General features: G+C 67.4%; 12 protein-coding genes. 4 read left to right on the plus strand and 8 right to left on the minus strand.

What is annotated here, in order from left to right:
• Nucleotides 1–4: 4 nt before the first annotated feature.
• Nucleotides 5–379 (minus strand): hypothetical protein, encoded by a 375-nt coding sequence (locus WD184_10345; protein ID MEX0827134.1) that lies wholly within the window; start codon nt 377–379, stop codon nt 5–7.
• Between the two features lie 13 nt (nt 380–392).
• On the opposite strand from WD184_10345, the gene WD184_10350 reads away from it, so the two are divergent.
• Nucleotides 393–515, plus strand: coding sequence for a hypothetical protein (locus tag WD184_10350; protein MEX0827135.1), 123 nt, complete (start codon nt 393–395; stop codon nt 513–515).
• On the opposite strand, the gene WD184_10355 is transcribed toward WD184_10350, so the two are convergent.
• Complete coding sequence (locus WD184_10355) at nt 503–973, minus strand: hypothetical protein (protein ID MEX0827136.1); 471 nt, start codon at nt 971–973, stop codon at nt 503–505. The two genes, WD184_10350 and WD184_10355, sit on opposite strands and share 13 nt — an antisense overlap.
• Nucleotides 974–1,193: 220 nt before the next feature.
• Between WD184_10355 and dtd the strand changes: the two genes are divergently transcribed.
• The gene (dtd, locus tag WD184_10360; protein ID MEX0827137.1) at nt 1,194–1,649 is read left to right on the plus strand and encodes a D-aminoacyl-tRNA deacylase; all 456 of its coding nucleotides are present in this window, start codon (nt 1,194–1,196) and stop codon (nt 1,647–1,649) included.
• Here the strand turns inward: dtd and WD184_10365 are convergent.
• The 4 genes from WD184_10365 to WD184_10380 all read right to left on the minus strand — a co-directional run bounded on the left by WD184_10365 (nt 1,646) and on the right by WD184_10380 (nt 8,838).
• Nucleotides 1,646–2,224, minus strand: a complete 579-nt coding sequence (locus tag WD184_10365) for a glycerol-3-phosphate acyltransferase (protein ID MEX0827138.1) — start codon at nt 2,222–2,224, stop codon at nt 1,646–1,648. The genes dtd and WD184_10365 overlap by 4 nt on opposite strands.
• Nucleotides 2,221–5,283 (minus strand): ATP-dependent DNA helicase, encoded by a 3,063-nt coding sequence (locus WD184_10370; GenBank protein MEX0827139.1) that lies wholly within the window; start codon nt 5,281–5,283, stop codon nt 2,221–2,223. The genes WD184_10365 and WD184_10370 overlap by 4 nt, the downstream gene beginning before the upstream one ends.
• Nucleotides 5,280–8,213, minus strand: a complete 2,934-nt coding sequence (locus WD184_10375) for an ATP-dependent DNA helicase (GenBank protein MEX0827140.1) — start codon at nt 8,211–8,213, stop codon at nt 5,280–5,282. Before WD184_10375 ends, WD184_10370 begins: the two co-directional genes overlap by 4 nt.
• A gap of 148 nt (nt 8,214–8,361) precedes the next feature.
• Entirely contained in the window at nt 8,362–8,838 is a 477-nt protein-coding gene (locus tag WD184_10380) for a DUF488 domain-containing protein (GenBank protein MEX0827141.1), read from the minus strand.
• A gap of 61 nt (nt 8,839–8,899) precedes the next feature.
• Here WD184_10380 and WD184_10385 point away from each other — a divergent pair, with 61 nt between their 5' ends.
• Nucleotides 8,900–10,186, plus strand: a complete 1,287-nt coding sequence (locus WD184_10385; GenBank protein ID MEX0827142.1) for a Glu/Leu/Phe/Val dehydrogenase — start codon at nt 8,900–8,902, stop codon at nt 10,184–10,186.
• A gap of 15 nt (nt 10,187–10,201) precedes the next feature.
• Here WD184_10385 and WD184_10390 read toward each other — a convergent pair whose 3' ends face one another.
• Both WD184_10390 and WD184_10395 read right to left on the minus strand, forming a co-directional pair.
• Nucleotides 10,202–10,996, minus strand: a complete 795-nt coding sequence (locus WD184_10390; protein ID MEX0827143.1) for a PD-(D/E)XK nuclease family protein — start codon at nt 10,994–10,996, stop codon at nt 10,202–10,204.
• Nucleotides 10,997–11,012: 16 nt separating this feature from the next.
• On the minus strand, nt 11,013–12,194 hold the full coding sequence (locus WD184_10395) for an MFS transporter (protein ID MEX0827144.1): 1,182 nt from the start codon (nt 12,192–12,194) through the stop codon (nt 11,013–11,015).
• 928 nt (nt 12,195–13,122) lie between these two features.
• Between WD184_10395 and WD184_10400 the strand changes: the two genes are divergently transcribed.
• Nucleotides 13,123–13,740 carry a PH domain-containing protein gene (locus WD184_10400; protein MEX0827145.1) on the plus strand — a complete coding sequence of 206 codons (618 nt, stop codon included), beginning with the start codon at nt 13,123–13,125 and terminating at the stop codon, nt 13,738–13,740.
• Nucleotides 13,741–13,750: the final 10 nt, after the last annotated feature.

The following is a 13,750-nucleotide window of genomic DNA, read 5'->3' on the forward strand; positions in this document are numbered from 1 at the left end:
TCCATTAGGCAGCGCAGGTGATCACGACGGAGAGAAAGTCGTCTGGCTCTATGAGGACCTGCTGAGCAGAGCAGACGGTGCCACCGCGCATCACCGCCGTCAGAAGGTATGCGCCAGGGGGCAGATCAGCGTGGAACTGGCCCATCGAATCTGCCGGGACCTTCATGAGGGGTTCCGCTCCGGGTAGTCGATAGATTTCGTGCTGATGGCCCTGGCCGGTATAGGTATAGATGGCGACGGTGCCAGCCACCGGGCGGTCGAGGAGACCTGCGGGGCCGCCGACCTCGCGAAGGATCCCTTCTACTCCTGAAGGTCCGGCGCTGCCGGTGCACGCTGCGCCGAGGACGAGACCGAGAATCAACCCGCCGATGCGAATCACGCCGGGTTAGACGATGGCCGGGAAGCCCTGGTTCCAGGGGGTGTCGGCCCCGAATGACACCCGTACGCTGGCGAGGGTGGGGCGGGCTTTCGCCCGCCCCACCCTCATCGCTTCCCTGACGATCTACAGCGAGTAGTTCACTCGCACTCCGCCGGGTGTCCAGGTTCCGAAGTACCCGCCGGTGGCCCGGTACCAGCCTCGTCCTTGGAGGAACGCGACACCGGTGCCCTTGGCGAAGATTCGACGGAACCTGCCTTCGGCTTCGATCGTGAAGTCCGAACCCCTCACGACGATCACGCCCTTGAAGTCCTCGAGGACCACGGTGGTGTCGTCGGAGCGCTCCCAGTGGTGGCCGAAGGGTCGGATCCGGATGGAAGCGTCACCGGCGTTGTCCACGATGGTGATGTCGCCATTCATCTTGATCTTCACCCAGCCCGCCCCCTCAATGGCGACGTTGCCTACGCCGTGGGCGCTGAGCTTGCCGGTGCCGTCGATCGTGACCTCGTCGCTCGTGGTGTCGAGCGCGAAGGCCGCGCCGCTCACCGAGAGCACCGAGAGGATCAACGCCACCACGACGATCATTCGCTTACGCATGGCTACCTCCTTTTGCTGGTTGCCATCGTCAATGTCGACCGCGCGTGTTCGGGATTCGTGAAGTGGATGCAAGAAGAGTGCGCTCGACCGTGCCCCGGGGGGTAAACCCCCTAAGGGCGTGCGCGGATAGGCTCGCCCCGGGATCAACTCTCGGCTTGCCGCAAGCCGAGAGTTGATGGGATCCGCGACCTATCCGCGCACGCCCTTAGGCTCCCGATGAATGCGAGCCGTGGTACAGCGAGTCACTCGAGCATCGGTCACGGTCGACGGCCTGCCGATCGCCTCGATCGACCGCGGGCTGCTCGTTCTTGTCGGGGTCGGCACCGACGATGGGGACCCGGATGCGGTGGCACTTGCCGAGAAGGTGGCGACCCTCCGAGTGTTCCCCGACGCAGACGGGAAGATGAACCGGTCGGTGGGAGAGGCGGGAGGTTCGGTGCTGGTGGTGAGTCAGTTCACGTTGCTCGCCGACGTCCGTCGCGGCCGCCGGCCATCGTTCGTGGGTGCCGCCGAGCCGGTGATCGCCGAGCAACTGGTCGAGTTGTTCGCATCGACCATCGCCGCCGAGGGCATCCCCGTGAGCCTCGGGAGGTTCGGGGCGCACATGGAGGTCGAGCTGGTGAACGACGGCCCGGTGACGATTCCGCTGCAGACCTCTGCCGGGCGGGTGCTCTAGGTCCCGCGGCCGAGGAGGTCGTCGACGAACTTGGGGAGGGTGAGGACGCCGATCCCGATCGTGAACCACACCAGCGTGTCGTCAGGGGCAATACCCCACAATGTCGTCCATCCTTCGTTGGCCCACAGAAGGCTGAAGAGGAAGAATGAGAGGATGCCGAGGGCGGCACCTACCGCGGCCCGGAAGGCCACTGCGCCGAGCGCAATGACCGGCAGCACGACTGCAACCCCCACCGGCCATATCACGAGCGCGGCTCCGCCGGTGACCCCGAGACCTTTCCCACCACGGAAGCCGAACCACGGGTTGAGCACCTGCCCGGCCACCGCGGCCACCGCCGCCGCCACGGCGGTCGAGTCACCCCCCTGGGCCAGCCCGAAAATCGCCGCCCCGGCGCCTTTGAGCAGATCGAGGAGCAGGATCGTCACTGCCGCCGCCCGCCCGACCACGCGGAGGGCGTTGGCGGTCCCTGGATTGCCAGTACCGGCCGTCCGCAGGTCGACGCCCCGGAGTCTTCCGACGAGGTCGGCGGTGGGGATGCTGCCGATGAGGTAACCGAGGAGCAGCGCCCAGGTCATGCGTTGGCCGCCAGCCATGCAGTGCCGGGTTCGCAGAACCGGTTGAAGTCGCAGTTGCGGCATGCCGCCGACGGGGCGGCCGGAAACACGTCGCCCGTGGCCACCCCGACGAGTTCGGCGAGATGAGTGCGGGCACCCGCGAGCCACTCTCGGTCGACGACCTCCGACTGCTCGACGATGGCGTCACCGCCGAGGTAGGCGAAAGTCACCCGGGTCTTGTCGGGGGCCCGACCTCCGCTGAACCCCGCTTCCTCGGCGGCGACTGCGTAGGCCTCCAGCTGAACACGGCGCGCCGGATCGTCGCTCGGCCTACCGGACTTGAAGTCGACGACCTCCCACGACCCGGGCTCATCCTCGTAGACGGCGTCGATACGGCCGGCGACCCTCACCCCTTCGACCAGCAGGTCGAACGGGGCCTCTACGAGCAGCGGCAGGCGGTCGGCGAAGCGGGAGGCGAGGAACTTGTCGTATGCCGAGGTGACCGGCCCCTCGTATCCGTCGACGGCGTCGTAGAAGGTCTCGTCGGCCTCGTCGAACGCCACCGTGCCCCGGTTGTGGAGCTCGATCTTTCGGTGGACCTCGACCCCGCGTCGGGCCGCAGGCGTGGGCTTGCGAGGCAGGCGCTCGACCTCGGTCCAGTAGAAGCGGAGAGGGCAGCCGGCGAGGGTGACCAGGCCGGTGACCGAAGTGCGAAACGGCGGGTCTGTGGGTGATGTGTCGCCTGGGGTGGGCAAGCCGTCGAGCTTGAGCTGAAGCTGGTCCACTGCCGCATCGTATGCCACGCTCACCCCCGCCTCCTTGGCCAGATTGCGCACGGTCGAACGGTCGGTGACCGCGGTGGCCAATGCCGACCGCCAGCCATCGGCGAAGAGCGGATCGGGCTCGGCGGCGCGCTCGGAGTCGAAACGCAGGGTGACGGGCGGATCGCCCGGCTCCTCGCAGCGACCGGGAGCCGGATTGGCCAGTTGGTCGATCACCGCAAACAGCTCGCTCCGCTCCTTGGCCGTCTTCTCGGTGTACCAGAAGGCCCCGGTGGCGATGAGGACGTCCCGGGCTCGGGTCACTGCGACATAGGCGGTGCGCCACTCCTGATCGGAATGCGCCCCCAGCAACGCCGCCTTGCGTTCGTCGGGATCCTCGCCGAGATGAGGGAGGTCAGAGGCGTCTAGCCGCAACTCGCGCGGCATCACCTCGGGTTTGGAGCGGGGGTCTTCGTAGCTTCGTATCCCGGACGGGAAGGTGCCCTTGCAGAGCGCGGGGAGGAACACCGCCGGCCACTCCAGGCCTTTGGCCCGATGGACCGTTATGAGGACCACCGCATCCTCGGAGCTGATGCGGGCGGTATCGAGTTCGTCGGAGGTGTTTTCGTCTTGGAGCACCTCGAGGTGCTCCAAGAACGCCTGCAGCGAAGGGGCGCCTTCGAGCGGGCTCCACTCCTCGGCGAGGTCGAGGAACCGGTAGAGGTTGAGGCGGGCTGACAGGCGGGCGGCACCATCGAGGGCATCGACCTCGGGCCAGGCGCCGGTACGGTCGAGCACCCGCCGGCTCAGTTCCACCAGGCTCACCCCCTGGGCGATCTCGAGCAGATCCCGGTAGCGGGAACGGAACCCTTCCAGGCGGCGGCGGGCTTCGGGGGAGAGGCCATCGACGGACTCGAGGTCGTCGATCGCCTCGAGGATCGCCCAGCCGATCGGCGAATCCTCGTCGCGGGGCCGCGAGCGGGCGCGTACCCAGGCGGCGAGTGGGGCGAGATCCCCGAGTCCGAGCCGATAGGAGGCGCCGAGCAGCAACCTGATGAGGGCGGGGGCATCGTCAGGCTTGCCGAGGATCCGTAACCATGCGTGCAGATCGGCCACCTCGGGCACCTCGAGTAGTCCGCCGAGCGACGCCACCTCCACCGGGATACCGCGGTGCTCCAGTGCTTCGCGCACCAGACCCATCTGGCGGTGCTTGCGAAACAGCACGGCGATGTCACTCCACGCCAGGCCGCCCTCGTGGAGCCATTCGGCCTCGGCGGCGATCCAGCGAGCCTCCTCGACCGCCGAGTGGAGCCAGTGGGTGCGCACACTGCCCTCGGGAGCATTCGGGCGCGGATTCAGCCTGTCCAGCGGGCTGCGCGTGACGATCCGGCCGCGCACCGCGTTGGCGACATCGATGATCGACACGGCCGAGCGCCAGTTGGTGGACAGGTCGAGCGATGGCGACGGCTCTCCGGATGCCAGCGGGAAGTGTTCGGGGAATCGGTTGAAGTTGGCGGGCGATGCTCCGCGCCATTCGTAGATCGTCTGGTCGGAGTCGCCCACCGCGGTCACCGGGAAGCCGCCCCCGAAGATTGCCCGCAGCATCTCGCGCTGCCCGGGGTTCGTGTCCTGATACTCATCGAGCAGGACGACGCGGTAGCGGTCGCGTACCCGGGCGGCCACCTCGGGCACTTCGGTGAGCAGCCGGTGAGCCCGGACCACGAGGTCGGCATAGTCGAGGACGCCGAGGCGGTCCTTGCGCGCTTGATAATCGGCGATGACCTCGACCAACTCGAGTCGGGGGCCATCGACCGCGGCGTCGCCAGTGAGGTGCTCTCGGACGAGATCGACGGCCGCCAGGTGATCGCCGATCGAAGACGACAGCGTCACCAACTCGGCGACCCGACTCCCGGGAATCGTCAGGTCGAGGTGGGTTCGTGGCTTTGCCCCGAGGGAGTCGCGCAGCAGCTGGCGGACATACCCCGGCGTTATCACCTGGACCCCACGGGGCACCCCCACCATCGGGCCGAACTCGCGCAGCAGACCATGGGCGAAGCCGTGGTAGGTGGCGACCTCCACCTCGCGTCCATGTGCGGCCATTTCCGGTAGGTACTCCCGCAGCCGCGATGCCAGCTCTCCCGCCGCCTTGTGGGTGAAGGTGATCCCGAGCGCCTGTTCCGGTTCGAGGCCATTCTCCCGCACCAGGTGGGCGAGACGTAGGGCCATCGTGGTCGTCTTGCCGGTGCCGGCGCCGGCGGTGACCCGGACGGGTTCGAGCGGATGCTCGATGATCTTCTGCTGCTCGGCCGTGGGCTTCATGAGGCGAATGCCTCCCGGCCCTCGGGCCATTCGGGGCATACGGAGCGGACGGCGCATCCATCGCAAGCAGGCCCGGGGATGGGGGTCCAGTCTTCGCCGAAAATTCCTCGCTGCGCGTCGGCCATCGCTGTTTCGACCAGAGGGAGGTTGGCGAGATCGAACCTGCGGGTGGTGACGCTCTTGGCCCTGGTGGCCGGGAACCACAATTCGGCGCCGCCCACCGGGTCGTCGGATGAGTCGGTGGCGAGGGCATAGAAGCCCAACTGGACCGACTGGGCTGCCGCGGGCACGCCGGGCACTGTGGTGCCGGTCTTGTAGTCGATGATCCAACGGCCATCGGGCCGGCGCTCGATCCGGTCGACCCGACCCGACCAGGTGACGCCGTCGACCTCGTGGGTGACCCGCTGCTCCAGGCTCACGGCGGGACCCTGGCCCGGCCAGGCCTCGTAGAGCTTGGTGGCGATCCGCACCGCCCGTGCCTTCCACGCCTCGGCCCATGCCTCGGAGCCGAAGGCCACGGGGTCGAACTCCTCGTCGAGGATCCGCAAGGCAGTCGCCAGGTCGGCGTGGTCGGCCCCTTGCTTGCGAGCGCCTTCCTCCGCAAGCTCGAAGACACGGTGGAGCACCGATCCGAGTTCCTGGTACACCGAGCCGCCGTCGTCGACGTGGAGCAACCGGCTGAACACATACTTCCGGGGGCACGAGATGTAGGCGTCGGCGGCGCTCGGCGAGAGCGACATCCCGGGGGAGACCAGCCCATGGTCGGGACCTCGATCGAGGATCCCGGCGAACTCTGATGGGGGCCGGGGGTGCCACTCGGCTTCGTCGGTGAGGGCCGCCAGAGCGGCAAGCCGGGTCGCCGCAGGGAGCAGCGGGTCGCGCACCTGTCGCCGCAGCCAGGCCTCGGCCTCGAGCGGTGTGGTGGGGTCGACCCAGGGCGGCGGCGGCTGTGAAGCCTCCTCCATCGAGGACCCCGCCACGAGGGGGAGCACCCGGCTCGGATTACCCGAGGTGCCCTCGTTGGGGGCGACCGTGCAGGTGAAGACCACCCGCAGGCGGGCACGACACATGGCGGTGTAAACGAGCCGCATTTCCTCCTGCAGCCGGAACCGCAGGTAGCCGGCATCGTCCTCACCCTGGTTGGGCGACAGATGGCGGGCGCCGAGCAGCGAGTCGCGTGTGCGCAGGTCGGGGAGCACCCCTTCGCGGGCGTCGGCGACGATGACCACGTCGAACTCCAACCCCTTGGCCTGGTGGAGCGTGGTGAGGGCGACGCGGTCGACGCCGTGCTCCCGGTACTCGAGGAGGGGTTGTGCCTCGAAGTCCTCGCTGTCGACCACCGCTGCGTAGTCGACGAGCGAGGCGCGTGGGTTGCGTTCGCGCAGCCGGTCGAGGGCCTGGGCGAACGAGGCGAGCGCTGCCCGGTCGTCGGACCGGGCCGGTTCGGCGACAACTCGTTCGAAATGGGGGAGCCGCGTCCACAGCTCCCAGAACCCGTCGGCGGCGGGCTGTTTCGTCGCCCAGTCGCTGATCTTGAGGAAGGGGACGAGTGGGGCCGCCGCCGGGCTGCCGGTCACCGCGGTCAACCAATCGTCCCGCATCGCGATCCGCTCCAGGTCGCGGGCCGCCGACAGGGTGAGGCCGACCATCGGGCCGAGCAGCACCCGGCGCAGCGAATTGGAGCGTTCGGGCTCGGGCCGGGCGACGGCGGCGACCAGATCGAGGACCGGGCGGATGGCGGGGTGATCGACGAGCCGGGCGTCGGGGGGGTCGTGGGGAATCCGGCGGCGGTCGAGGGCCCGGGACAGCTCGGGGAGGAAGCGCCGCTTCGAGCGCACCACCACCGCCATGCGTAGATAGGGGATGTTGTCGCGAAGGTGGACTCGCTGCAGCTCGGAGGCGATCCACTCCGCTTCATTGGACGCCTGGTCGAAGGCGTAGGTCTCCACCGAGCCATCCCCCGGGGCGGGCACCACCGGGCCGGCCGCTCCCGGCAGGCCTGCCCCCGCCGTAACTCGCACCGCGGCGTCGAGGATCGCCCGGGGTACCCGGAATGAGGTGGTGAGGACTATGCGCCGTGCCGGTTCGCCGTCGGCGCCTCGAAACCGTTCGGGGAAGGCGGCGACATTCGACAGCTCGGCGCCCCGGAACGAGTAGATCGACTGATAGGGATCGCCCGCGGCCGTGACATTTCCGTGCGGCTGGCAGATTCGCTCGACCATGCGCGCCTGGGCAACGGTCGTGTCCTGATACTCGTCGACGAGGACGTACTGAAACGCCGCCGCGATCGCTTCGCGTACCGACGGTGCCTCCAGCAGACGGACCGCCTCGGCCTGGAGGGTGCCGTAGTCGATGCGGTCGCGTTCGAGCAGCGCGACGCGGTACCTGCGGAAGAAGGCGGGGAGCGCCCGCCAGTCAGCCCGGCCCCTGGCGGCGATCTCGTCGGGCCCCATCAGCCGCTCGGATGCCCGTTGCATGAAATCGGTGACCTCGTCGGCGAAGCTGCGCGAACCGAGCATCGTGCGGAAGGGCAGCGGCCAGTCGCTCGCGTCCTCGGCGGCGAGCAACTCCGAGATCAACGCCACATGCTCGGGGCCGGTGAGGATCTGGGGGGCGGTTGCCCAGTCGCCGGCAGATCCGTGTGCTTCGACCACCCGCATCGCCAGCGCGTGGAAAGTCATGGCCGGGACGACAGTGAGCGACCGCTCGATCCCGGCGACGACTCGGGAGCGGAGCTCGGCTGCACCACGTCGGGAGAATGACAGCAGGAGCACCTGTTCCGGGGCGACGCCCGAGGCGATCAGATGGCGCGCCCGGCGCGCCAGGAACTCGGTCTTGCCGGCTCCCGGCCCGGCGACCACCAACTGAGGGCCCTCGGTATCGGCAATCGCCGCATCCCAGCCCTCCGGCTCTACAAGCAGTTCACGCACGATGTGAAGGTAACGGTTAGGTGTGACACGCGGGGGCCCTTCGCTTCGCTCGGCCCCCGCAATTCGCAATAACGCAAGAACGGGTGATCGCACTCGACGGGGTCAGGTCGGATCTTGCGGATGGAGGATGGAGGATGGCGGATGGCTCTCAGATTCCCAGTGGCTCCTGATGCATCTGGGTGGTGCCGTCGTGGCGGAGGTGGAGGACCCGGGCGCCGCGGTCGAGCAAGGCGGGGGTGATGAGGGTGGACCGGTGGCAGTTGGCTGGGTCCTCCTCGGCGCAGAGGATGGCGACGGGTCCGCCTGCGGCGATTTCGAGGAGCAGGCCGAGGTCGGCGGCGAAGCCGGGGGTGGCGGCGATGCGGGCGGGGTCCGGCAGACCATCGGGCCCTTGCAGGGAGGGGTGGGTGGGCCGGCCCCCGAGCTGGCGGCCGAGAAATCGATAGCCGATACCCGCGTCGGCGCACATTTGGTCGAGAAGGGGGCGGGCGAAGTCGGGCGCGTGGGTGCTGTACGGAGCCGAGCGGATGTCGATCAGAGTGCTGACTCCGGCCTCACGGAGAAGGGCCGCAATCCTCTCGAACGGCTCGCGTCCATGACCGACGGTGTAGATCGTGACGGTCAAGCTGGCGGCCCCCTTCGACCCGTTAGATTGGACTTCCCGCCATTCTGCTGGAAAGAGGACCATGGAGCAGAAGTTCGTCGGTGAGGGTCTGCGCGAGTGGGACTCACCGCTCTACCAAGAAGCGTTGCACCAGTTCGACCGGGTCGCCGAGATGACCGGCCTCGACGACAACATCGCCGAACGGCTCCGAGTGCCACAGCGATCGATCATCGTCACCTTCCCGTATCGGCGGGACGACTACTCGGACGTCGAGAGCCTGTTCGGGTACCGGGTTCAGCATCTCCTCACGATGGGTCCCACCAAGGGCGGCATCCGTTACTCCCCCGACGTGAACCTCGGTGAGGTCGCCGCCCTGGCGATGCTGATGACGTGGAAGTGCGCCATCGTCGGCCTGCCGTTCGGCGGGGCCAAGGGTGGGGTGCGAGTGGATCCGCTCACCCTCAGCCGGTCGGAGAAGCAACGCGTCACCCGCCGGTACACCGCCGAGATCATCGACTTCATCGGCCCCAACAAGGACATCCCCGCCCCCGACATGGGTACCGACGAGCAGACCATGGCGTGGATCATGGACACCTACAGCCAGCAGAAGGGCCACGCCGTGCCGGCGGTCGTCACTGGTAAGCCCCCGGCGCTCGGCGGTTCAGTCGCTCGTCGCGAGGCGACTGGTCGGGGAATGGTCAGCCTTTTGCCGGTGGCCGCCCAACAGATCGGTCTCACCGTGGAAGGAGCGCGCGTCTCCGTCCATGGATTCGGGAATGTCGGCCGCTATGCGGCAGTGGCCGCCCACCAACTCGGCACCAAGGTGGTTGCGATCTCCGACATCTCCGGCGGGGCCCACAACGGAAATGGGCTCGATATCGACGAGGCGATGGCCTATGTCGACAAGAACCGGACCCTCGAGGGTTACAACGGCGGTGGCGACCGCATCACCAACGAGGAGATCCTCGCCATCGACTGCGACGTGCTGATGCCGTGCGCCACCGGGGGAGTGATCACCGAGGCCAACGCCGGGGATGTGAAGGCGAAGATGATCATGGAAGGCGCCAACGGGCCGACCACTCTCGCCGCCGACGACATTCTCAGAGACCGGGGGGTGCTGGTGATCCCCGACATCCTCGCCAACGCCGGTGGCGTGACCGTCTCCTACTTCGAATGGGTCCAGGACCTGCAGAACTACTTCTGGTCGGAGTCGGAGATCGTGGGGCGGCTGCGCGAGATCATGAGCCGGGCTTACGACGAAGTGTCGTCGGTGGCGACGAAGCACAACACCGACCTGCGCACCGCCGCCCTCATCAAGGGGATTCGCCGAGTCGCCGAGGCCAAACTGGCCCGCGGCGTCTTTCCGTAGGCCGGGGCTACGCCTCTATTGGCCTGCCGCCGCCAATGCCTTGGCCGCGACCTCCGTGCCCGCCCATGCGGGGCAGATCGATTGGAACGAGCACCAGTCGCAGAGGCGGCTGACCCGTGGGGGGAACCGTTCTTCGTCGATGGCCTTGTCGATCGCGGACCAGAGCGCTCGCAGTTGACGGTCCATCGCGTCCAGTTGGGCGTCGTTCACCGGGATCCGGTACACCGTCGGCCCGTTCAAGTACATCAGCTGGATCTCGTCGGGAGTGCGCCCGGTCTTGCGGCGGATCAACAGCGCATAGATCTTGAGAGCGAAGAATGCCGGAAGGGCGTATCGCTCGGGGGGCGCCTTTCCCGTCTTGTAGTCGGTGATCACCAGCCGGCCATCGGCGGTCTCCTCCATCCGGTCGAGGATTCCCCGGATGGTGATGCCTTCGAGATCCTCGAGCATGTCGAGTTCGCGATCGATGGGATCGAACGAGGTGGGGTCCTCGATCGAGAAGTAGTTGGCCAACAGGGCGAGACTCTCGATCCCCCAGGCTCGTTCCTCCTCGGTCGTCTCGAACAGGCCCTCGTATTCGCCCATCCGCACCTCGGCCCAAGCGACGCGGAACAGATCGAAGAGCACTTCGGGCGTTCGGCCTGCGGCGGGTAGGTCGAACAGCCGTTGCAGAGCGAGGTGAGCCGTGGTGCCTCGTGCCTGATAGACCGTGGTCGGTTCAGGCAGGCGGTCGATCGCTCGGAATTTGAAGAGCTGGGGGCAGGTCTTGAAATCGCTTGCCCGGCTCGGACTCAATGTCTCCAGTCCCATGCCTCGGGACTATACGTCACCCGACTGACACAGATGTAGTTCGGAGCTGCTTGCGGGGTCCGATGTCGCCTTCCAGGAGGCTGAAGACGAGCGACCCGACCGTCACCCAAACGGCGGCGATGAGGAACATCGACGAGTAGCCGAACCAGGTCACCAGGGCCCCGAACATCGGACCGCCGATGAGGGCCCCCATGTCGAACAGGCCGGTGAAGATCGCCGACGCGGACCCCCGGTCGGTGGAGGCAGCCCGGGTGAACGCCAGCGAGTACAGGATTGGGAACGCATAGGCGTGCCCCGCTCCGCAGAACGCTCCGGCCAGCAGAATCGATCCGCCGTCGCTGGCCGTCGCCAGCAGGACGAAACCGGTGGCGAAGACCAACATCGCCGGGTACAGCACTCGCTTGGGGCCGATCTTGTCCGGCAGCCATCCACCGACGAGCCGCAACGACATCGCGGTGCCGGCATAGGCAGCGAAGAAGCCGGCGACGGTCCCGATCCCCGTCTCATCCACGAACGTGCGCAGGAAGGTGAAGTAGGCGGTCAACGACAGGGCGAATACCAGGGTGAGCCACCACAGCGGGCGGAGGTTGGGCTGCTTCAGGGGGCGCAAGAAGGACACCGCCCCGTCCTTGCCCATGGGAACGCACGATTCGGGAATCCGGGTGGAGAGCGCCAGTCCGATCACGCTGAGGCCGAGGGAAGTCAGGAAGAGGCCGTCGAAGTCCCAACGATCGAGCACGAACTCGCCGAGCACTCCGCCCAGCGCGATCGGTAGTAGCCCTGACACTCCGAAAAGGGCGAGGCCCTGGGTCCGCTTCCTTTCGGGAACCAGGTCGGCGGCGATCGTGTGGATGGCAGTGAACGCCAGCGCCACCCCGAAGCCATGGATGATCCGGATGGTGTAGAGCCACGGTCCGAGCGACGTCACCGTGAGGTAGAGGCCGAGGACGCAGACATTCACCGCGCCGCCGAGCAACAGCACCGGCCGCCGGCCGCGCCGGTCGAGTTCCCGGCCGAGGAGGGGGCGGGCCGCCAGTGCGCTGAGCGCCGTCGCCGCGACCACCAACCCGATCTCGACCTTGCTCGCCCCCACCCCCTCGAGGAACCGGGGGAAGTGGACGAACAGAAAGAAGGCGAGGCCCGACACGAGGCTTACCAGCCACGCGGCCACGAAGTGGGGGGTGAGGAGGCGGTCCATCGCGGCGCGGGACATTAGAACTGCCGCACGCCACCGGAATCCCGCGCGAAAACTCGGGTAGGCACGCGAAAACGAGATAGCAGTTTCGGTTGCCCGCGTCGTGGGCAAGGTCGTATGGTGCCCCCAGTTCTTCCCGAGGATCCGAAAGGAAACACGGGAGGCGGCCCCGGGGACCACCCCGCAAGGGGTCGCCGGAGAGGGTCTTCGGGCTCACTTCGGCGCCACGGGGCCACGGCCCACCGCTGGGCTTCGGTCCAGCAGGAGGGTGCCGGGCGGTGGCAACACCGGTCGGTTCCCCCTGGGGAGCAGCCCGCAAGGGTTTGCTCAACGGGGGGACATGGAGCCCCGAGAGGGCTGCGGCTTCGGCCAAAGCTTTCTCGGGGTTCCACCTTTTTGGAGTCTCCAGTCTCCAGTCTCTCCAGTCTCCAGATTCCAGTCTCCAGTGACTGGAGACTGGAATTGCCCGCGAAAACTCCGGCTGAGACGCGAAATCCATATAGCGTTCTGGCTTGCGCTCGGTGGGGGTGGCACGTACTGTCCCACTTGTCCAAGCAGCGATGCGGGGATGCCAAGAGCCGGTAACGGCAGGCGGCGGCTTCCGACCTAGCTCCTTCGGGAGGGTCGCATCGGCCGAAAGGTACGGTGCGGTCGCCGGGCCGGCTTTGACACCGAACTTCGGTTCGAGGTCAGGGACAGGAGCGATTCGCAAGGAGCGCTTCGATCGGAACAACCCCGAGAGGGTGGAGGCTTCGGCCAAGACTCCCTCGGGGTTTTCCGCGTTCTGGGGGCGAACTCCATCGAATCTGCGCCGTAGCAATCGGTCGATGCCGCCGGGGCGATCATCCCGGGAGGCTTCTCTATGCGCTCAGTCTGACATTCCGGCCCGCCGGCCCGTCACCAGGCCCCTGCCCGCGCCTACTCTTGGCACATGTCCTACCCCGAAAAGTTTCTGACCGAGGGCGAGTCCGTAGTCCGGGAGTTCCGCCCGCATTGGCGACTGCTCTTCATCCCATTCGCGTGGACGCTGCTGTTCGCCGCGCTGATCTTCCTCACCTGGCGTTACCCGCCCGACAACAGCACCTTCGACTGGGCCGTGACCGGAATCGTTCTCCTGGCATTCCTGAAGTTGGGCCTCTACCCCTTCATTGCCTGGTGGTTCACCCACTACATAGTGACCAACGAGCGCATCATCCGGCGCAGCGGGATCCTCTCCCGCGCCGGCACGGAGATCCCGCTTGAGAACATCAACCACATGTCGTTCTCGCAGTCGATCCTCGAGCGGATTCTGCGCTCCGGCGACCTGCTGATCGAGTCGGCCGGCGAGAACGCCCAGTCGAACTTCAACGACATCCCCCAGCCTGAGGCGTTCCAGAGCCTCGTCTACCGCCTGCGCGAACTGCGGGCGAAGAGCCTGGGGAGGGACGGCATCGAGGAGACCGACACGGTGGCCCAGTTGGAGCGATTTGGCGCACTCCTCAAGGAGGGCCTGATCACCCAGGACGAGTACGACCGCCAGAAGGCAAAACTCCTCCGCGACCAGACCTAACGAGAACGCC

It is taken from the genome of Acidimicrobiia bacterium, assembly GCA_040878325.1.
In the GTDB taxonomy this organism is placed as follows: domain Bacteria; phylum Actinomycetota; class Acidimicrobiia; order Spongiisociales; family UBA11373; genus JAUYIV01.

Coding starts and splice junctions, on each gene's coding strand:
- WD184_10385 (MEX0827142.1), top strand. CDS start 8,900: ATGGAGCAGAAGTTCGTCGGTGAGGGTCTGCGCGAGTGGGACTCACCG.
- WD184_10390 (MEX0827143.1), bottom strand. CDS start 10,996: ATGGGACTGGAGACATTGAGTCCGAGCCGGGCAAGCGATTTCAAGACC.
- WD184_10355 (MEX0827136.1), bottom strand. CDS start 973: ATGCGTAAGCGAATGATCGTCGTGGTGGCGTTGATCCTCTCGGTGCTC.
- WD184_10350 (MEX0827135.1), top strand. CDS start 393: ATGGCCGGGAAGCCCTGGTTCCAGGGGGTGTCGGCCCCGAATGACACC.
- WD184_10395 (MEX0827144.1), bottom strand. CDS start 12,194: ATGGACCGCCTCCTCACCCCCCACTTCGTGGCCGCGTGGCTGGTAAGC.
- WD184_10400 (MEX0827145.1), top strand. CDS start 13,123: ATGTCCTACCCCGAAAAGTTTCTGACCGAGGGCGAGTCCGTAGTCCGG.
- dtd (MEX0827137.1), top strand. CDS start 1,194: ATGCGAGCCGTGGTACAGCGAGTCACTCGAGCATCGGTCACGGTCGAC.
- WD184_10365 (MEX0827138.1), bottom strand. CDS start 2,224: ATGACCTGGGCGCTGCTCCTCGGTTACCTCATCGGCAGCATCCCCACC.
- WD184_10370 (MEX0827139.1), bottom strand. CDS start 5,283: ATGAAGCCCACGGCCGAGCAGCAGAAGATCATCGAGCATCCGCTCGAA.